The sequence below is a fragment of the Acidobacteriota bacterium genome (genome assembly GCA_039028635.1).
In the GTDB taxonomy this organism is placed as follows: domain Bacteria; phylum Acidobacteriota; class Thermoanaerobaculia; order Multivoradales; family JBCCEF01; genus JBCCEF01.
The window spans coordinates 15,611-33,885 of the sequence record JBCCHV010000071.1; the positions used below are offsets into that span (position 1 = coordinate 15,611).

At 68.0% G+C, this 18,275-nt stretch carries 18 protein-coding genes; 6 read left to right on the plus strand and 12 right to left on the minus strand.

Annotated features, from left to right (window positions below; genetic code table 11):
- Nucleotides 1-412: 412 nt before the first annotated feature.
- Nucleotides 413-2,020, minus strand: a complete 1,608-nt coding sequence (locus tag AAF604_21870) for a S41 family peptidase (GenBank protein MEM7052330.1) — start codon at nucleotides 2,018-2,020, stop codon at nucleotides 413-415.
- A 146-nt stretch (nucleotides 2,021-2,166) separates the two neighbouring features.
- Here AAF604_21870 and tatA point away from each other — a divergent pair, with 146 nt between their 5' ends.
- Nucleotides 2,167-2,451, plus strand: a complete 285-nt coding sequence (gene tatA, locus AAF604_21875) for a twin-arginine translocase TatA/TatE family subunit (protein MEM7052331.1) — start codon at nucleotides 2,167-2,169, stop codon at nucleotides 2,449-2,451.
- Complete coding sequence (gene tatC / locus AAF604_21880; protein MEM7052332.1) at nucleotides 2,448-3,224, plus strand: twin-arginine translocase subunit TatC; 777 nt, start codon at nucleotides 2,448-2,450, stop codon at nucleotides 3,222-3,224. The genes tatA and tatC overlap by 4 nt, the downstream gene beginning before the upstream one ends.
- Before the next feature lie 6 nt (nucleotides 3,225-3,230).
- On the opposite strand, the gene AAF604_21885 is transcribed toward tatC, so the two are convergent.
- From AAF604_21885 to kdsB, 7 genes are read right to left on the minus strand one after another with little or no spacing between them, the layout of a single operon-like run.
- A complete protein-coding gene (locus tag AAF604_21885) occupies nucleotides 3,231-5,114 on the minus strand; it encodes a sulfatase (GenBank protein MEM7052333.1) in 1,884 nt (627 codons plus the stop codon).
- 41 nt (nucleotides 5,115-5,155) lie between these two features.
- A complete protein-coding gene (locus tag AAF604_21890; GenBank protein ID MEM7052334.1) occupies nucleotides 5,156-6,052 on the minus strand; it encodes a lysophospholipid acyltransferase family protein in 897 nt (298 codons plus the stop codon).
- Nucleotides 6,045-6,584: an HAD family hydrolase gene (locus AAF604_21895; GenBank protein MEM7052335.1), complete on the minus strand. Its 540-nt coding sequence runs from the start codon at nucleotides 6,582-6,584 to the stop codon at nucleotides 6,045-6,047. The genes AAF604_21890 and AAF604_21895 overlap by 8 nt, the downstream gene beginning before the upstream one ends.
- A complete protein-coding gene (locus tag AAF604_21900) occupies nucleotides 6,581-7,579 on the minus strand; it encodes a KpsF/GutQ family sugar-phosphate isomerase (protein ID MEM7052336.1) in 999 nt (332 codons plus the stop codon). The genes AAF604_21895 and AAF604_21900 overlap by 4 nt, the downstream gene beginning before the upstream one ends.
- A 25-nt stretch (nucleotides 7,580-7,604) precedes the next feature.
- Entirely contained in the window at nucleotides 7,605-8,441 is an 837-nt protein-coding gene (gene kdsA / locus AAF604_21905; protein ID MEM7052337.1) for a 3-deoxy-8-phosphooctulonate synthase, read from the minus strand.
- Nucleotides 8,438-10,183, minus strand: coding sequence for a CTP synthase (locus AAF604_21910; GenBank protein MEM7052338.1), 1,746 nt, complete (start codon nucleotides 10,181-10,183; stop codon nucleotides 8,438-8,440). The genes kdsA and AAF604_21910 overlap by 4 nt, the downstream gene beginning before the upstream one ends.
- Nucleotides 10,180-10,974: a 3-deoxy-manno-octulosonate cytidylyltransferase gene (gene kdsB, locus AAF604_21915; protein ID MEM7052339.1), complete on the minus strand. Its 795-nt coding sequence runs from the start codon at nucleotides 10,972-10,974 to the stop codon at nucleotides 10,180-10,182. The genes AAF604_21910 and kdsB overlap by 4 nt, the downstream gene beginning before the upstream one ends.
- A 146-nt stretch (nucleotides 10,975-11,120) precedes the next feature.
- Between kdsB and AAF604_21920 the strand changes: the two genes are divergently transcribed.
- From AAF604_21920 to AAF604_21935, 4 genes are read left to right on the plus strand one after another with little or no spacing between them, the layout of a single operon-like run.
- Nucleotides 11,121-11,840 (plus strand): VTC domain-containing protein, encoded by a 720-nt coding sequence (locus AAF604_21920; protein MEM7052340.1) that lies wholly within the window; start codon nucleotides 11,121-11,123, stop codon nucleotides 11,838-11,840.
- A gap of 43 nt (nucleotides 11,841-11,883) precedes the next feature.
- On the plus strand, nucleotides 11,884-12,588 hold the full coding sequence (locus AAF604_21925; protein ID MEM7052341.1) for a DUF4956 domain-containing protein: 705 nt from the start codon (nucleotides 11,884-11,886) through the stop codon (nucleotides 12,586-12,588).
- Nucleotides 12,585-14,033: a CotH kinase family protein gene (locus AAF604_21930; GenBank protein ID MEM7052342.1), complete on the plus strand. Its 1,449-nt coding sequence runs from the start codon at nucleotides 12,585-12,587 to the stop codon at nucleotides 14,031-14,033. Before AAF604_21925 ends, AAF604_21930 begins: the two co-directional genes overlap by 4 nt.
- Before the next feature lie 13 nt (nucleotides 14,034-14,046).
- Complete coding sequence (locus AAF604_21935) at nucleotides 14,047-15,168, plus strand: hypothetical protein (GenBank protein MEM7052343.1); 1,122 nt, start codon at nucleotides 14,047-14,049, stop codon at nucleotides 15,166-15,168.
- Here AAF604_21935 and AAF604_21940 read toward each other — a convergent pair.
- The 4 genes from AAF604_21940 to AAF604_21955 form a co-directional block, all read right to left on the minus strand.
- Nucleotides 15,091-16,113: a polyprenyl synthetase family protein gene (locus AAF604_21940; GenBank protein MEM7052344.1), complete on the minus strand. Its 1,023-nt coding sequence runs from the start codon at nucleotides 16,111-16,113 to the stop codon at nucleotides 15,091-15,093. The two genes, AAF604_21935 and AAF604_21940, sit on opposite strands and share 78 nt — an antisense overlap.
- Nucleotides 16,114-16,137: 24 nt before the next feature.
- Nucleotides 16,138-16,770 carry a carboxypeptidase-like regulatory domain-containing protein gene (locus AAF604_21945; protein ID MEM7052345.1) on the minus strand — a complete coding sequence of 211 codons (633 nt, stop codon included), beginning with the start codon at nucleotides 16,768-16,770 and terminating at the stop codon, nucleotides 16,138-16,140.
- On the minus strand, nucleotides 16,767-17,264 hold the full coding sequence (locus tag AAF604_21950; GenBank protein ID MEM7052346.1) for a YajQ family cyclic di-GMP-binding protein: 498 nt from the start codon (nucleotides 17,262-17,264) through the stop codon (nucleotides 16,767-16,769). Before AAF604_21950 ends, AAF604_21945 begins: the two co-directional genes overlap by 4 nt.
- A 213-nt stretch (nucleotides 17,265-17,477) precedes the next feature.
- Entirely contained in the window at nucleotides 17,478-18,107 is a 630-nt protein-coding gene (locus AAF604_21955; GenBank protein MEM7052347.1) for an outer membrane lipoprotein carrier protein LolA, read from the minus strand.
- Nucleotides 18,108-18,275 lie beyond the last annotated feature (168 nt).

An 18,275-nucleotide genomic window follows, 5' to 3' on the forward strand; every position in this document is an offset into this window, starting at 1 on the left:
CGCTCATCGAGCGGGCGTTTTTGGTTGGCGTCGACCTTGATTCCTTAGTTTTAGCCGCGAGGCCCGCGGTTTCGAGCTGGTGAAGGTCGCCTCGAAATCAAACGGCGTCGCTGAGCCGATGGACGTTGGGCGTTCTCGGACGCTGCCTCTCAGCCCGGTGCGGGCCCTTCCGCTCGAGGAAGCCCCCGGCCAGCGAGTCGTCTACTCGAGCAGGCACCCAAGCGCGAGCAGCGCGTCAAGTGACCGAGGGATGGCCGCGAGTGAGCAGCCCTGGAGTGGGGCACCCGGCGAGGGGCGCCCGGGCGAGGGGCCAAAGCCTTGGCCCCCCTCGCGGCCCACGGCAGGTGCGCGTCGCCACGCAGGCCGGGCCGCGCAGGCCGGGCCGCGCAGACTGGGCCGCGCGAGCAGCCGGCTAGGAACCGTCGGCGTTGCTGGTCGTCGGCGCGAGGGTGTTGCGGGCCTGCTGGCGCTCTGCTTCATCGAGCTGCTGACGCCGGGCGAGTAGCTCGCCCGCTTCGCCGAAGAGCTCCAGAGCCCGCTGGACCTGAACGTCGCCGCGGGCCAGGACGCGGTGACGGGCTTCCTGGCCGAAGGCGGAGTTCATGATCTCGGCATGGATCTGACGCACCGAGAGCTCGCGACCCACGTCGTCCATTTCTTCGTCGAGCTGCTCGCGGGTGGCGAACTCTTCGTCGATCAGCCACTGCTCGAAGGCGTCGGCGAGGTCCTCCGGCGGTTGCCAGGTGTCATCGCTGACCTGCTGGCGACTGGCGTAGTCGACGGCGAAGGCGAAGAAGGTGCTGCGGGCGAAGAGATACTGCTGGAAGGGGGTGAAGTCCGTCGGCTCGATCTCGACGTCGGGAGTGATTCCGCCGCCGCCGTAGACCTCCCGTCCGAGGTCGGTGCGGAAGATCTCTGCCGGATCGCCTTCGCCGACCGCCTGGCGTGGGTCTTCGGCCGTCGGATCATAGTTGTAGTAGTCGAAGAAGGAGGTGTAGTCGCGCTGGATCAGGCGTCCCGAAGGGGTGTAGTACTTCGCCGTGGTGAGCGCCAGGCCGGCCCCGTAGGACAGGCTGTAGACGGTTTGCACCAAGCCCTTGCCCCAGGTCGGGGTGCCCACCACCAAGCCGATGTCGTGGTCCTGAACCGCACCGGAGAGGATCTCCGCCGCCGAGGCGGTGCCGCGGTTGACCAGCATGATCACCGGCACCTCGAGCTCGTCGTACTTGTCCGAGGCACGATAGGACTGGAACGAGTCGCGGGTGCGGCCGCGGGTCTCGACGATCTTGCTGCCGTCACCTAAGAACTGGTCCGCGACCTCGATGGCCTGGTCGAGCAGGCCGCCACCGTTGTTGCGCAGGTCGACCAGCAGACGCTTCATGCCGGCGGTGCGCAGCGTGTCGAGGGCTTCCTTGACCTCGCGGCCGGTGCCGCGGCCGAAGTCGGAGATCTGCACGTAGGCGGTCTCTTCATCGAGCATGTAGGCGAGGCGCACCGTCGTCTGGGGGATCTCGGCTCGAGTGACGGCGAGCTGCAGGGGTTCCGCAAGGCCGCGTCGGGCGATGGTGATGTTGACCTGCGTGTCCTTCGGTCCCTTGAGTCGATCGACCGCTTCGTCGAGGGTCATCGACTCCGTCGACTCACCTTCGATGGTGCTGATGATGTCGCCGGCCCGCATTCCGAGGCGCGATGCCGGAGTGCCTTCGATGGGGCTGATCACGGTGAGCTGACCGTTGCGGACACCGACCAGGATGCCGAGTCCGTAGAAGCTGCTCTGCTGCCGCTCGCGCATGCCGGTGTAGGCCTTGGGCGGCAGGAAGCTGGTGTGGGGATCGAGACGCCGGAGCATGCCCTGGATGGAGGCATAGACCAGGTCCTTATAGGAGACCTCGGCGCCGTAGCGGTCGTGGGCCACGGTCACCAAGTCGGTGTAGGTGCGGAGGGTGTCGCGGGCGTCATCGGTCAGCGCCAGGACGCGATCACCGACCAGACCGCCGCCGATCAAAGCAAGTACGAACAAGGAGATGGCGGCTCTTTTCCACAGTTTGCTCATGATCAAAGTGTAACACCCCGGCGGGCCGAAAAATGCCGTCAATCTTGACAATCGGACCGTTTTCCTTGACTTGATTCGGTCGAGACCTCAAGATCGAGTGAAGGAGGAGTATTTTGTTCGGTCCACTCGGTGGTCCCGAGCTTCTCTTCATCTTGGCGGTGGCCCTGCTGGTCTTCGGACCCAAGCGGCTGCCCAAAGTCGGCCGAACCCTCGGCAAGGCGATGGGCGAATTTCGTCGTGCCAGCACCGATCTCCGGCGTACCCTGAACGCCGAAATCGCGCTCGAAGAGGAGGACGAGCCGCCGGCTCCGCGGCCCGCTCCCAAGGCGGCGCCGGCGAAGACCGAACCGACGCAGTCGTCTCAGACGACCGCCCAGCGTCCCGCCGAAGTCGAGTGAGCGAGTCCCTCGAGCTACCCGCCGGAGAGCAGGAAGAAGTCCTGCCCCAGATGAGCCTCCTCGATCATCTCGAGGAGTTGCGCAAGCGGCTGGTCTACTCTCTGATCGCTCTGTTCGTCGGCTTCCTCGCCTGTTGGATGGTGGTCGACGAGATCTTCGCTTTCCTGTCGCGGCCGATCGAGCGCTTTCTGCCGGAGGGCACCAAGCTCGCCTTCTTGGGGGTCACCGACCCCTTCATGCTCTATGTGAAGGTGGCGTTGCTCGCATCCGTCTTCCTGGTGACGCCCTTCCTGCTCTACCAGGTGTGGCGCTTCATCGCGCCGGGCCTCTACAAGCGCGAGCGCCTGATGACCTTGCCCTTCGTCATCTTCGGCACCCTGTTCTTCGTCGCTGGCGGTGCCTTCGCCTACTACATCGCCTTTCCCTTCGCGGTGGAGTTCTTGCTCGGTGTCGGCGAGCAGTTCCAGCCGATGATCACGATCGAGCGCTATTTCCGCTTCCTGCTCACCGTGATCCTCGGTCTCGGCCTGATGTTCGAGCTCCCGATCGTCATCGTCATGTTGTCGATGGCGGGCCTGGTCACCCCCAGGTTTCTGTTGCGGCACTTCCGCTGGGCGGTGCTGATCATCTTCGTGGTCGCGGCGATCATCACTCCGACGCCGGACGTGGTGAACCTCTGCCTCTTCGCCCTGCCGACCATCGGCCTCTACCTCCTGGGAGTCGGCGCCGCGGCGATCTTCCGTCGGCGCCCCAAGGGTGAAGACGCCGACTGAGCCGCTTTACAGGTAACCGAGGGCGCGAAGGCGCTCGCGGTCTTCTTCCGTGACCTCGCCGGCGGTGGCTTTGGGGGCCGGCCGGCGGCTGCTAAGCCAGCGCTCGAGGAGGGCGATCAGGCGCTCTTCCTCTTCATCGCCCTGGCCGGCGAGGTTTTGGCGCTCGTTGGGGTCCTCGGCGAGGTCGTAGAACAGGTAGCCATCTTCCTGGAAGGGGCTCCCGACGGTCGAGATCAGCTTGTGATCGTCGGTTCGCACCATCGCCCCGTGACCGTGGGCGTGCTCGCTGAACACCACCCGGCGTCCCTTTTCGCCGTGTTCTTGGAGGGCCAGGCCATCGCTCTCGGGAGCCTCGACGGCGGCTGCCGAGAGCAGGGTGGGGAAGAGATCGATGCTCTGCACCAGGGCGTCGAGGCGGCGGCCCCGATGCGGCCGTCCGGCGGCGTCGAGGGGGACCTGGCCATCGGGCCAGCGGATCATCAGCGGAACATGGGTGGTGGTGTCCCAGAGGCCGTTGTGGCGGTAGAGGACGCCGTGATCGCCGAGGTTCTCGCCGTGGTCGGCGACCAGGGCGAGGAGGGTCGAGTCGAGGCGCTCGATGCCGGCGAGAAAGCCCGTCAAGCGATCGATCTGACGGTCGAGGTAGGCGACCTCGCCGTGATAGAGGTCGACCTGCCCTCCCAGAACACGCTCTTCGTACTCGCGCGGCCCCGGCTGCCGGAAGAGGGACCAGCCGGCAATGCTGCCCAGGCCGTAGGGCTCGGCGGCCCGCAGGCCGGAAGCCCAGGGCTGGGGCGGGGTGTGGGGAGTGTGGGAGTCGAACAGGTGGAGCCAGATGAACAGGGGACGGCGATCGTCCGAGGCCTGATGGTCGGCGATGAAGTCGATCGCCATGTCGACCACCAACTCGCCGGCGAACACCTCCTCGGTCACCACCACCTCCTCGAAGCCCTGGCCGAGGCCCGAGACCCGCGGCCCGAGGTGGCGTGCCGAGATGATCGCCAGGGTGCGGTAGCCGGCCTCGGCGAGCAGCTCGGCGAGGGTTTCGTGATCTTCCGGTAGCGGCGTGATCAGGTCGTAGATGCCGTGGTTCTTGCCGTAGAGGCCGGTGAGAATCGAGGTGAAGCTCGGGTTGGTGACGTTGAAGGCCGAGAAGGCGCGGCTCCAGACGTCGCTTTCGCTGGCCAGGCGGTCGATCGCCGGCGTCAGGCTGGGCTCGAATCCCCGGGGTCCGAGGGAGTCGGCGCGCAGGGTATCGAGGCCGAGGAGGAGGATGTCGGGACGATCGGTCGGTGCGGTGGGTTTCACCGGCAGGCGGCGGTAGAGGGCGGGGCTGCCCCATAGAGCCCAAGGGGTGACGCCCTCGGTGAGCCGAACGCCGGGCAGCGGGTCGATCTGGAAGAGGATCTCGATGGCGGTGTCGCCGAAGCGCGACAGGTCGATCTCGAGGGTCGCCGGTGCCAGCACGCCGTCCGTCTCGACCGCGCTGGCCCAGAGCTCGTGGACGATGCCGTCGGCGTCGCGTACGCCGGCTCGGTAGCGGCAGCGACAGGCGCCGTTCGGGCTGCCCAGCGGAATGAAGGAGAGGTAGGCCTCGGCCGGCAGATCGACCGGCCAGGCGAGGCGGGTCCCACCTTGCTGGCCGAGGGAGCGGGCCAGGCTGCCGGCGCGCCGGGCGCGGTACTTGCGACTGCCTACGTCCTTTTCGCTGCGCAGGCCGAGGTTGTCGAGGCGACGCTCGAAGGAACGGCCGCGTCGCGGCGTCGGCTGCTCGATCTCGGGCCGCGCCGTCCACAGGTCGTAGCGCTGCCAGGAGTGGCTGATCTCGGCCGGCGGCGGGGGGCCACAAGCGGTCAACAGCAGGAGGGCGAGAACGGCGGTCGGGCGCATGGTGGCGGGCAGTCTAGCAGCGGAAATCGGGCCGGTCGGGGTCAATCCTCGTCCGCTGGCCGGCGCCGCCAGCGGCGATGCATCCAGACCCATTGCTCGGGCCGGCGGCGCACCTGCTCCTCGATCGCTCGGGTGATCGCTGCGGTGGCTTCGGTGGCGTCCGAAGGGAGCTCGAGGGGGGGGTGGAAGGTCACCTTGGGACGACCGTCGGGAAGGCGCTCGGCGAAGGTCGGGACGGTGACGACGCCCGGCCGGAGGGCGATCTTGGCGGCACCTACCGGGGTGAAGGCGAGGCGTCCGAAGAACGGCACGAAGACCCCGTCGACCTTGGTGTCCTGATCGATCAGCATCGCCAGGGCGCCGCCGCGGCGCAGCGTCGTCAACAGCAGACGGGCGGCTCCGGGAGCGCCGCGCTCGATGGTGGCGGAGCCGAAGCGGCGGCGCAGGTCGACCATGATCTGCTGCACGTTGGCCTCGTCGAAGACGCGCGCCACCACCGCCATCTCGAGGCCGCGGCAATTGGCGACCATGGCGAGCGTTTCCCAGTTGCCGCAGTGGCCGCTGACCACCAGGATGGGTTGGCCTGCGGCCTGCAGGGCGGCGATGTGCTCCCAGCCCTCGACCGCGATGAGGGGTTCGAGATCGCCGCAGTCGCGGTGCCGCAGGTGGAGGAGCTCGGCGAGGTTCATCCCCTGGTGCAGGAAGCATTGCTTCGCCAATCTCAGGCGCTCCTTTGCCGAAAGCTCGGGCAGGGCGAGGGCGAGGTGATCGTCGGTGCGGCGCCGGTCGCGTCGGCCGAGGACCCAGGAGAGGCGGCCGAAGATGCGGCCGAAACGCTGCGCGCTCCGCCAAGAGAGGCGGCCGAGGACTGCGCTGAGGGCGATGATCGCGCCGCCGATCAAGCGGGCGCGGATGGGCTTACGGGAGGGCTCAGCCATCGTGCAGGCGCTGCGCCAGCGCGCGCCACCGGTCACCTTCGGACAGGATGAGCTCGATCATCTCGCGAATGGCACCGTGGCCGCCGGCCGCGCTCAGCACCACGTCGACCGCTGCGCGCACCTCAGCGGCGGCGTCGGCGGGGCAGAAGGACAGGCCGCAGCGGCGAATCGCCGGCAGATCCTGGAGGTCGTCCCCGACGTAGGCGACTTGCTCGGCGGTGAGCCCGAGCCGTGCGACGATCTTTTCGAAGGCGGGTCCTTTGTCGGAGCAGCGCGTGACGACCGGATCGAGGCCGAGCTCGTGCACCCGGCGGTCGAGGGCCGGACCACCGCGCCCGGAGAGGATGCCGACTCCCAGGCCCTGTTCCCGAGCCAGCTTGATGGCGAGGCCGTCGCGGACGTGGAAGATCATCGGGTCCTCGCCGCTCCCGACATAGAACAGCCGTCCGTCCGTCAGCACGCCATCGACGTCGAGCAGCAGCCAGCGGAGGGCGCGGGCGCGGCTCGCAAAATCGTCTGCAGAGAGCTTCAAAACAGCTCCAGGCCCCAGAGGTCGTGCAGGTGGACGATGCCGTCGAGGTGACCGTCCTCGGCGGTCACGAAGAGCGAGGTGATGCGGTGGTCTTCCATCTCTTTGAGGGCAGCGGCGGCGAGCTCGTCGCCGCCGATGGTGCGGGGGCCGGGCCGACCGACTTCGACGGCGGTGCGGCCGAGGGGATCGCTGTCCTCGGCCAGCAGCCGGCGCAGATCGCCGTCCGAGATGCAGGCCAGCAGCTTGCCGTCGGCGTCGACGACGGCGGTGATCCCGAGGCCCTTGCGCGACATCTCGTAGATAGCGTCGCGCAGGGCCGCCGAGGCGGTCACCCGCGGCAGATCGTCGCCGGCGTGCATCAGCTCGCGCACCCGCATGAGGCGCTTGCCCAGGCTGCCGGCGGGGTGCAGGCGGGCGAAGTCCTCGGAGGAGAAGCCGCGCGCCTCGAGGAGGGCCATGGCGAGGGCGTCACCGAGGGCGAGGGTGGCGGTGGTCGATGCCGTCGGGGCGAGGTTGAGGGGGCAGGCCTCGCGGTCGATGGCGGCGGAAAGATGAAGGTCGGCGTGCTGCGACAGCGGGCTCTCGGGATTGCCGGTCATGACGATCAGCGGGATGCCGAGGCGCTTGACCGTGCCGACCAAGCGCAACAGCTCCTCGGTGGCGCCGGAGAAGGAGGCGGCGAGCACGACGTCGCCGGGCACGATGACTCCGAGGTCGCCGTGGACCGCTTCCGCCGGATGCAGAAAAAGAGCCGGCGTGCCGGTGGACGACAGGGTGGCGGCGATCTTCTTGAGCACCAGCCCGCTCTTGCCCATGCCGGTGCAGACCACCCGGCCCGGCGCCTGGCGAATCAGCTCGACGGTCTGGTCGAAGCGCTCGTCGAGCTGGTCGATGAGGCCGGCGATGGCGTTGGCCTCGGTGGTGAAGACTTCGCGCGCCACCTCGCGCGGCGGGCGGCCGCGGTGCGGAGCGGGGTTGGTGGATTTGGCGCTCATCGCTCGAAGACTGGCTCGCAGAGGTTTACAGGAGGGCTTCGCGCAAAGCCCGGAGTGAGCCGAGCAGAGCTTCGGCGCGCTCCGGGGCGAGCTGCACTGTGCTGTCCGACAGGGCGTTCTCGGGATCCGGGTGGATTTCCAGGAAGAGGCCGTCGGCACCGGCGGCGACGGCGGCCCGCGCCAGCGGCTCGGCGAATCGCCGGTCGCCGCCGCTTTCCTCGCCGGCGCCGGGAAGTTGCAGCGAATGGGTGACGTCGTAGATCACCGCGATACCGGCCTCGTGGAGCATGGCGAAGCTGCGCATGTCGACCACCAGATTGTTGTAGCCGAAGGAGTAGCCGCGCTCGGTGACGGTGATGCGGTCATTGCCCCGTTGACGGGCCTTGTCGACGGCGCGATGCATATCCGTCGGGGCGATGAACTGTCCCTTCTTCAGATTGACCGCGCGGCCGGTGTCGGCGGCGGCGACGATCAAGTCCGTCTGGCGGCAGAGGAAGGCCGGAATCTGGAGGACGTCGCAGACCTCCGCCACCGGCGCCGCCTGGGCGGGCTCGTGGATATCCGTCAGCAGCGGCAATCCGGTCTCCTCGCCGACCCGTCGCAAAATGCGCAGGCCGGCGTCGAGGCCAACGCCGCGGAAGGAGCCGAGGGAGCTGCGGTTGGCCTTGTCGAAGGAGGCCTTGAAAATCACCGGCAGGGCAAGGCGGCGCGCCATGGCGGCGACCCGATGCGCCGTCTCCAGGGTGCGCTCCTCGCTCTCGATGGCGCACGGTCCGGCGATCACCGGCAGCGGGCCGGGGCCGCCGAGGACGACTCCCGGCGCCAGCTCGACGGGCGCCACCTCGACGGGGGAAACGCTCATCGTCGGTCCGGCGTCACGCCTTCGGCGAGGGCCTTCTCGCCGGCCGATTCGAGGCGCTCCGCGAGGGGCGCCGGTTGGGCTTCCACCGGGGCGCTTTCGGTGACCAGCGGCAGGGCCGCTTCTTCGCCCTCGGCGCGCTGGCGCCGGTCGTGATGCTCGAGGGCGGCTGCGATGTAGGACACGAACAGCGGATGGGGCTCCGTCGGCTTCGACTTGTACTCGGGATGGAACTGACAGCCGAGGTACCAGGGGTGGTCCTCGAGCTCCACCATCTCGACGAACTTGCCGTCCGGCGACAGGCCGGAGACGGTCAGACCGTGGTCGACCAGGGGCTGGAGGTACTTTTGGTTGACCTCGTAGCGGTGCCGATGGCGCTCGCTGATCTGACCCTGGCCGTAGATGCGGTGGGCGTGGGTGCCCTCCTGGAGGTGGCAGGGGTAGGCGCCCAAGCGCATGGTGCCGCCCATCTCTTCGACGCCGAGCAGATCGCGCAGCTTGAAGATGACGGCGTGGTCGGTGTCGGCGTCGAACTCCGACGAGGTGGCGCCCTCGATGCCGCAGACGTTGCGGGCGAACTCGATCACCATGCACTGCATGCCGAGGCAGATGCCGAACATCGGCACTTTGCGCTCGCGGGCGAAGCGCATCGCTCGGATCTTGCCCTCGGTGCCGCGCTGGCCGAAGCCGATCGGCACCAGCAGGCCGTCGACCTCGAAGATCTCCTGCGGCCAGTTGCCGGTCTCGATCTCTTCGGCATTGATGTAGACCAGCTCGACGGCGGCGTCGTTGGCGATGCCGCCGTGGAGCAGTGCCTCGTTGAGGCTCTTGTAGGCGTCCGGCAACTCGACGTACTTGCCGACGATGCCGATGCGCACCCGGTGGTGGGGGTTCTTGATGCGGTTGACCAGCACCTCCCAGCGCGACATGTCGCGCTCGTACTGGGGCAGGTTGAGGAGCTGCAGGATGGTCTCGTCGAGACCCTCGCGGCAGAAGGTCAGCGGCACCTCGTAGATTGAAGGCACATCGACGGCGGCGATCACCTGGTCCGGATCGACGTTGCAGAACAGGGCGATCTTGCGCCGCAGCTCGTCCGGCAGCGGGCGGTCGACGCGGCACAGCAGAACGTCCGCCGAGATGCCGATGGCGCGCAGTTCGCGCACCGAGTGCTGCGTCGGCTTGGTCTTGAGCTCGTCGGCGGCGGCGATGTAGGGCACCAGGGTGAGGTGGAGGTTGATGGCGTTCGACCGCCCGAGCTCCTGGCGGAACTGCCGGATCGCCTCGACGAAGGGCAAGGATTCGATGTCGCCGATGGTGCCGCCGATCTCGACGATCACCACGTCGTGGCCGTCGGCGACCCGCCGCATGGCGTCCTTGATCTCGTCGGTGACGTGGGGAATCACCTGCACCGTCTTGCCGAGGTAATCGCCGCGCCGTTCCTTGTTGATCACCTTTTCGTAGATCTTGCCGGTGGTGTAGTTGTGGCGCTTCGAGGTCACCGTGTGGGTGAAGCGCTCGTAGTGACCGAGGTCGAGGTCGGTCTCGGCACCGTCCTCGGTGACGAAGACCTCGCCGTGCTGGTACGGCGACATGGTGCCCGGATCGACGTTGACGTAGGGGTCGAGCTTCATCATCGTGACGGAGAAGCCGCGGGCCTCCAGGATGGCGCCCACGGAGGCGGCCGCCACGCCCTTGCCGAGGGACGACACCACGCCGCCCGTAACGAAGATGTACTTGGTCGTCATTGTCCTCTCCCTCGATCTTCCAGCGCTCCGGCGGCCGTCGTCGACAGCAGCTCTTCGATGCGCTTCAGGTCGGAGGCCGTATCGACCCCCGGGGCGGCTCCGGCGACTTCCAGCACGCGAATGCGCAGGCCGTTCTCCAGAGCGCGCAGTTGCTCCAGGGACTCACTTCTCTCCAGGGGGCTCGGCGCCAGGCCGGCCAGCTCGAGGAGTGCTTCCCGCTGATATCCGTAGATCCCCAGATGCTTCCGGGGGGTGATCGGTTCCCTATCGTCGTCGTTGGGCCCTCGCCTATAGGGTATCGCAGAGCGGCTGAAGTAGAGGGCGTAGCCGAAGCGGTCGAGAACCACTTTGACGGTGTTGGGATCGTCCAGGTCGCCGGCCTCCGCTGGCGCCGCCAGGGTGGCGATGGGATCGTCCGGTCGGGTCTGCAGGTGGTGCGCCAAGCGGCCGATGGCTCGCGGATCGATCAACGGCTCGTCGCCCTGGACGTTGAGGATTCCGTCTTCCTCCCAGCGGCGCGCCGCCCAGGCGATGCGATCGCTGCCGCTGGCGCAGTCCTCGGGGGTCATCTCGACCTCGCCACCGAAGCTCCGCACCTTGTCGGCGATGCGCTCGTCGTCGGTCAGCACCACCACCCGGGAAAGCTCGGGCACTGCCGCGGCGCGCCGGTAGACGTGCTCGATCATCGTCTTGCCGGCGATCTCGAGCAGCGGCTTTCCGGGCAGCCGGGTCGAAGCGTAGCGGGCCGGAATGGCCGCCGCGATACGGGGGGGGTGTGAGGACGGGGGCACGTCCCAATCTACGTGCTCCCCGCGGCACTGTCAACGGCGTCACGGCGTGAGAAGATGCGGTGACGTTTCTGCGACGAGCCGATTTCTCGCGTGGCTGTGAAGACCGCGGTCGGCCCGTCCCGATCGAACCCCTGCGCCTTCGGTCCATGCGATCCCTCGCCTTCAAGGCCCCCCGCCCCGGGGAGCCGTCTCCGTCCGCCGAAGATCCGGCGCAGCTCGGCTTCGAGTTGAAGTATGCCTTCGATCGCTGGTCCCTTGGCGTTGTCGAGAGTCATCTCGCGGCGGCCTGTCGGCGCGATCCGGAGCACCCGAGCAATACGGTGGTCAGCGTCTATTTCGATACTCCCGATCTGGTGCTGTTGCGGCAGAAGGCAGACAGCCTCTATCTCAAAACCAAGCTTCGCCTGCGCTGGTATCGCTCCCCCGGAGCGCCTCCCTCGCAGGCTTTCTGGGAGCTCAAGCGGCGGGTCGGCAACCGGCGCTCGAAGCGGCGTTGGCCCACCACTCTCGAGGGGGCGGCGATCGAACGGCGATCCTTCGCGGCTCTCGCCAGCTTGCCGATGCCCCCCGACCTGTTGGCCGAAGAGCTGCCCTGGCCGTTGTTGCCGATCCTCCAGGTCGCCTATCGCCGTCGTCGCTATGTCGATCCCCACGGCGGCGTGCGCATGAGCTGCGACAGCGCCATCACCGCGGAGCGCGGGCACCCCCTCCTCGGCAGGAGCCGTCGCGGGGTCCTCGCCGGCGGCGTGGTGGAGGCCAAGGGGAGTCGTGCGGTGGCGCCGCCGTGTCTGCAGGGGTTGTTTGGGCGATTGTGTTTTCGCAGCTCTTTTTCGAAGTATGACGCCTGCTATCGCAGCTTGACATGAGGTCGATGGCGATGAATTGCGACGTTTCCTGGGAGAGGTGGCCATGAGCCTGCAAGCTGGTTGGAAGGCGTTGGACGTATTTCGCGATCCCGAAGTGGCGGCCATCGGTCCGCTGCCCTTTCTCCTCGCCATGGCCCTTTCCCTGGCCTGCGGCCTGTGGATCGCCTTTCTCTACCGCAGCTTCTATGCTCGCACCGAGACCGGCTCGCAGATTCATCGCTCCTTTCCCCTGCTCGCCCTCGCGATCACCGCGATCTTCGTCTGTATTCAGTTCTCCTTGCCCCTATCCCTCGGCCTGTTGGGTGCGCTTTCGATCGTGCGCTTTCGTACCCCGATCAAAGAGCCGGAGGAGATTGGCTTCCTGATGGTGGTGATCGCCACCTCGCTGGCCTGTGCCACTTTTCAGTTCGTTTTTCTGGCCATTCTCCTCGCGCTGGTGCTTTTGGCGCTGCTCCTACGGGGTCTGGCGCCCTCCTTCCTGACTTCGACCACCCGTCACGGCATGCTTCTGCTGACCCTGCCCGGTGAGCGCTGGCAAGAGGCCAAGGACGAGCTGTTCGCCGAGCTCGGCCGCAGCGTGCCGCGGGGGCGCCTCGAAAGCCTCACCGTCGGTGAGGCCGAGGTGGCGGTGACCTACGGTTTCCGGAACCTGGCGCCGGCCGAGCTGGTCGAGCTCGAGGGTCGCCTGACGGGGACCGTTCCGGAGCTCGCCTTGACTCTCAGCTATCACCGACCGGGAGCTCCGTGAAGGCTTGGCCGGGGCGGGGAATCTGGGGCACTTCGGCCCTGCTTCTCCTGCTCGCGGCGGCGATTGTTTTCGAGCTCCACCCGGCGGGCCGCGCGGCGACCTCGGCGGCGCAGCGTCAGCGGGTCGGCGGCGCCGAGATCGGTGACGGGCGTCTGCCGAAAATCCTGGCCGCCCTCGGTGCTCTGCGCAGCCGCGCGCCGGAAAGCGGTTCCGACCAGCCGCGGCGGATACCGGCCGCGGCGGAGCCGGTGGATTGGGAGACCGCCGGCGCGCGCCGCGACGGCTCCGGCGTCGGTTCCGAGGCCGGCGAGGGCCCGCGTCGGCTCTCGATCACGGTGTCGCCGGCGGCTCTCGAGGGTTTGCTCGAGCAACCTCGGCAGAAGCTCGAAGCCTCCGCCGAGATGGTGCTGCGACAGGGTGAGCGCGTGCTCTATGCCGGCTTCGTCGGCTTGCGTCTTCACGGTGGCCGCAGTCGCCGGTTCGGTCCGGTGCGCAGCTGGCGGCTGGTCTTCCGGCCGACGCAGGGGGCCGCGGGGCTGGCGCTGAGTCTGCTCCATTGGCCCGGAGATGAGCCTCTGACGCGGCTGATCGTCCATGGCGACCAGCGGACCGATGCTGCCGGCGACCTCTGGCGCATGACCAATCCGATCGCCCTCGAAGTGGCGCAGCGGCTGGGCGCCGCGGTGCCCCAAACGGCGCCCGCACGGCTCGAGATCAACGGCCGAGACCACGGCCTGGTGTTTCTCACCGAGCCGATCGATCTCGCCTATCTGCGTCGCCACCGCGGCCATGACCGCTTCGTCTTGGTGCGGTCGAAGCGCGATCGGCGCGAGAGCCGCTGGCGAGCGGGAACGGTCCTGCACTGGCGCCTGGCCCAGAAGTGGTGGCGTCGCCAGCCCGACCGCAGCTACGACGAGATTCGGGCGCGCTACGATCTGGCAAGCCTCGAGGCCTGGTTTCTGGCCTCCCTGACCTGCGGCACCACGGATGCCTATCAGGGGGCCCTGGTGCGCGACGAGAGCGCGCCGCTGGGACGCTGGAGCTGGATCGCCTGGGACATGGATCAGAGCTTCATGGCAGCGCGCCAGCCGATGACCGAGCCCTGGCAGGAAGACGTTTGGGCGCACCTCCTGCGGCGCCCTCGGGACGACTTTCGCAATCCCATTCTGCGCACCCTGATCCGCAACAGCCCGCAGTACCGGCAGCGCCTGGCGGAGCGTCTGCGTTGGGCCCTCGACGAGCGCCTCGACGAGGCCTTCCGCGACGCCCTGTTGGGCCGCTATCGGGAGATCGCCGAGCACTACCAGGTGGCGGACGACGAGTCGCTGGATCGCATCGAAGAGTTTCTCGAGAGGCGGCCAGCGGTGTTGCGGGCCCGCGTCGCCGAGCGCTTGCCGCGCGGAGATCTGGGGGGAGCGCTACCGCCGTCGCCGACGCCGAGATAGGCTCGGCGCCGTGATGGCTCGCCCCCTATCCCTCGCCGGCTGGCTCTTGGCCGGCCTTTTCCTCGCCTGGCTGGCGGTTGCCCAGCTCCCCGGGCGCTCGCTGTTCGATCTCGACCGCCCGGGCCTCTCCCCGGCGCGCTGGATCTGGCCCGAAGGACCGCGCGATCGACGGTCGCCACTGGCCTTCTGGGCAGTGGCGGACTTTGCCGTGACCGCGCCTCGCCGAGCGGTGACCCTCGAGGTCATCGCCGACGAGGAGTACGTCGCCTATCTCGATGGCCGTCGGGTCGGCTTCGGCCGCTTCTCAGCTCAGCGAGGTCTCGATGCCTGGACCCTCGCCGAGGGCCTCGAGGTGGGCAGTCATCGGCTGCTGATCGAGGTGCGCAGCGGGCGCGGTGCTGGTGGGTTGCTGGCCCGTTTGGTGGCCGATGACGGTGAAGTCCTGGCGGCGAGCGGTGAGGCCTGGCGGATCGAACGACGTGCCGAGGCCGGCGTTCTCGCCGGTTGGCTGCCGGTCGAGACTCCGGAGGGCAAAGGCGTGACGCTCTCTTGGGGCCCACCGGTGGTCGGTCGCTGGCAGGATCTCGGCGTCCGGTCACCTCGGCCGGCGTGGCCGTTGGCGACGGCGGAGGGATTCCGTTTGCCGGTGCGGGCGCGCCTGGTCGGGGAGGCGGAATCCTGGCGCCAGCGCGGCGAGACCGCGACTCCGATCGACCTCCGAGAGCCGGTGCCGGGGGTGATCTTCGACTTCGGGGCCGTGGTTTCGGGAGTCCTGCACCTCGAGCTCGGCGGTGGCGAAAACGTTCGCTGTGCCCTCGCCTTCCTGTCCGATCGGCCGAGTGACCCCTTCACCTCTGATGGCGTCGGTGAAGGTGCGCTGGTGCGGCCGGTGGTCCCGGTGCCGGGGAATCGGCGCTGGCAGGCGGCGGAGGCGGTGTCCTTTCGCTACGTCACCGTCCTCGGGGCGATCGGCGGGGCCACGGCCTGGCTCGAGCCGGCCGCCGCCGACGGCGAGGAGGCCGAGGCGAAGGGCCCCTTGGGACTCTCGGGGCCGCGCCTACGAACGCCGATCGAGGACGAAATCCGGCGCGAGCTCCAGCGCTTCCCGGGCCTCACAGGGGCGGAAGAACTCTAGCTCCGCCTTGGCCCGGGCCGAGTAGTCGCGGGCGATCTGACGGGTTTCGTCGAGGGTGCCCTCGCGCTCGACGAGCTCGAGGATTTGCTGAGCGGCGACGCGCTCGAAGGCGCGGTCCTCGAGAACCTGGGCGATCAGCTGACGGTCGGCCGGCGCGATCCGCGGCAGGAGCAGGATCAGCGGTAGCGTCAGCTTGCCCTCCTTGAGGTCCGAGAGCACCGGCTTGCCGAGCTCCTCCTCACGGCCATCGAAATCGAGCAGGTCGTCGACCAGCTGAAAGCAGACGCCAAGATGGGCGCCGTAGCGCTCGAGAGCCTCTCCGGCCTCCGGCCGCAGCGGCGGAATCAAGGCCGGGACGGCGCAAGCGGCGGCAAACAGGCGCGCCGTCTTGCGGTCGATGATCTCGAAGTACTCGTCGGTGGTGAGATCGATCGCCCCCAAGCGATGCAGTGCCAGGAGCTCCCCTTCGGTCATCCGCAGGGTGGCGTCGACCAGCTTCTGGAGCACTTCGACGCGCTGGTGGGACAAGGCCTTCTGCATCGCCAGGGTATAGATCCAGTCCCCCAGGAGAACCGTCGGGTGATTGCCCCAGATCTGATTGAGGGTGGCTTGGCCGCGGCGCAGATCGGCGTGATCGATGACGTCATCGTGGATCAGGGTGGCGGTGTGGATCAGCTCGACCACCGCGGCGTAGGTCACCTCTTCCTCGCCGTCGCGGCCGAGGAGGCGCGAAGCCAGCAGCACCAGGGCCGGTCGCACTCGCTTGCCGCCGCCCTCGGCGAGGTAGGTGCCGGCCTCGCGAATGCGCGGCACGTCCGCTGCCAGGGCCTCCCGGAACACCGCTTCGGTGGCCTCGAGCTTGTCCGCGATCAAGGCGAGGAAGGACGCCGGGGAGCGGCGTGGGGTGAGGGGGGTGGGCTGCGATGGCAAGGGCTGGCCTTTCATGGTTTTCTCTGCGCTGCGCCGGGCCTAGAAGGCCTCGACCGGGGTGAAGCTCTCCTCGCCGACCAACTCGCCGTCGGTGAAGCGAAAGACCTTGCCGCTCTCGAAATACCACCAGGAAGTGTCCTTGCGGCTTGAGGAGACCCGCTCCTTGACCTCGTCTGGTTTGCCCATCTGGGCGTAGATGCGGCGTTCGTCGTCGCTACGAATGCCGGCGACGAAGCGCTGCAGGGTCTGCACGAACTCGGCGTCCTCGATCACGATCGGCACCACCAACGGATTGCTCTTCTCCAGGCGGCGGCTGATGTCGAGGGTTTCGAGGGCCTGCAAGCGCTCGCCGGCGGGCTTGCGCACGGCCACTCCGACGATCAGCTCATAGGCGTTGTAGTAGCGATGCCAGTGCCACTCGATGCTGTATTCACCGCGCTCGTCGGTCACAGCCGTCAGGCGGGTGGAATCGCGCTTCTCGCGGCTCAGACGCCTCAGATTGACCCGGCTCCGAGAAGCTTCGAGCACCACCCGAACGCCGGGCAAGGGCTTGCCGGCGGCATCGGTGACGATGCCGGTGACGCGGACCGCCTCGCCGTCGCGGTAGGAGGCCGCCGCCGGAAGGGTGCCCAAGGCGAGCAGGAGGAGGCCGATGACGGCGAGGTTCTTCACGAGCTCCGGTAGTTGGTGAAGTTCAAGGGAACGTCGAGATCCATTTCCTTGAGGTGCGCGATGACCTCCTGGAGCTGGTCCCGCTTCTTGCCCGAAATGCGCAGCGAGTCGCCCTGGATCGAGGCCTGAACCTTGAGCTTCAAGCGCTTGATCTCGGCGACGATCTTCTTGCTCGTCTCGGTCGGGATGCCCTGTTGAAAGGTGACCGTTTGTCTTGCCGTGCCGCCCGCCGCCGGTTCGACCTCACCAAAGCGGCAGGACTTGAGGTGAATCTTGCGCCGCACCAGCTTGCTCTTGACCACCTCGAGGGCCTGGCTGACGTTGAAGTCGTCGTTGGCTCGCAGGTGGATTTCTTCGCCTTCGAGGGCAACCCCCGCTTGCGCCTTCTTGAGGTCGTAGCGGCTGGTGATTTCGCGGGCCGCCTGGTCGACGGCGTTGCGGACTTCCTGGAAGTCGACGGTGGAGACGATGTCGAAGGAGTTGTCGGCGGCCATGAATCGAGCCCTTGTCCGCGGGGCACCCGCAGACCTGGTCATTATAGCGAGAACCGGCGCCCCGGTCGTGGCGCGGTACGGGAGTCGTGGACGCCTCTCCGGAGGCGGCCGAAGGCGGAGGATACCCCAAGCTCTGCTGCCGGTGCAGGACGGCCGCGGCGGGAGTCGATCTCGGTCCGAGCCGCCGAGCCGGTACCGCCTCTCCGCGGCGGCTCAGTTGTCGCGCCAGAGAATGGTCGCCGGGGGCGAGAACACCCCCTCCTCGGAAAGCGGTTGGTAGCCTGAAATCTCGAAGCGGGTCTTGCCCCCTTCGCGGTCTTCATAGGCCACCTCGAGCAAGCGATCGCCTTCCTCGGCAACCACGAAACGGGCGCTCGCCAGCTCGACGGTGGCGCTGAGCGGGGTCAGCTCGACCACCGTGAGCTTGCCTTCCGAGGTCGCCGTCGCCTGGTAGCGGGTTGCGAGCTGTTCGACCGACAGCAGGAGCAGGTCGAGACCGGGCTCCGCTTCCGGATCGACCCGATAGCGCCGTCCGGTGCTGTCGTCCCGCACCCAGAAGTGAGCTTCGTCGCCGCACACCAGGAAGCTCTTCGGGTAGGGGTCCTGGTAGTCCCAGCGCAGGCAGTCGGGAAGTGCCAACGCGAGATCCCCATTCTCCTGCTCGCCTTCCGGGAAACCCGCCGGCACATAGTGATGGACGAAGCTGGCGCGGGTCGGTCCGCCCTCCCGCAGGCCGTCCCTGAGGGTGGTCAGGGCGGACCAGGGATCGACGCTGTGGGCAGCGGTGGGCAGAAGGGCCAGCAGGGCGAAAAGGCCGAGGATGGCGAAACGGCAGTGCTTCATGGGATTAGGTTATCCGATGCCAGGCCCTCCCGGCCTGCTAGCAGGCTGCTGGAAAAGTCCGCTTCGCGACTTTTCCAGCGCTGCTAGCTATTTGTTTCGAGAGGGGCTGCGCGCCCCTCTCCGGCCCAAGAAGCGCGGTTCTTGGGCCTCCTCTCCCGTCGCGGCGGC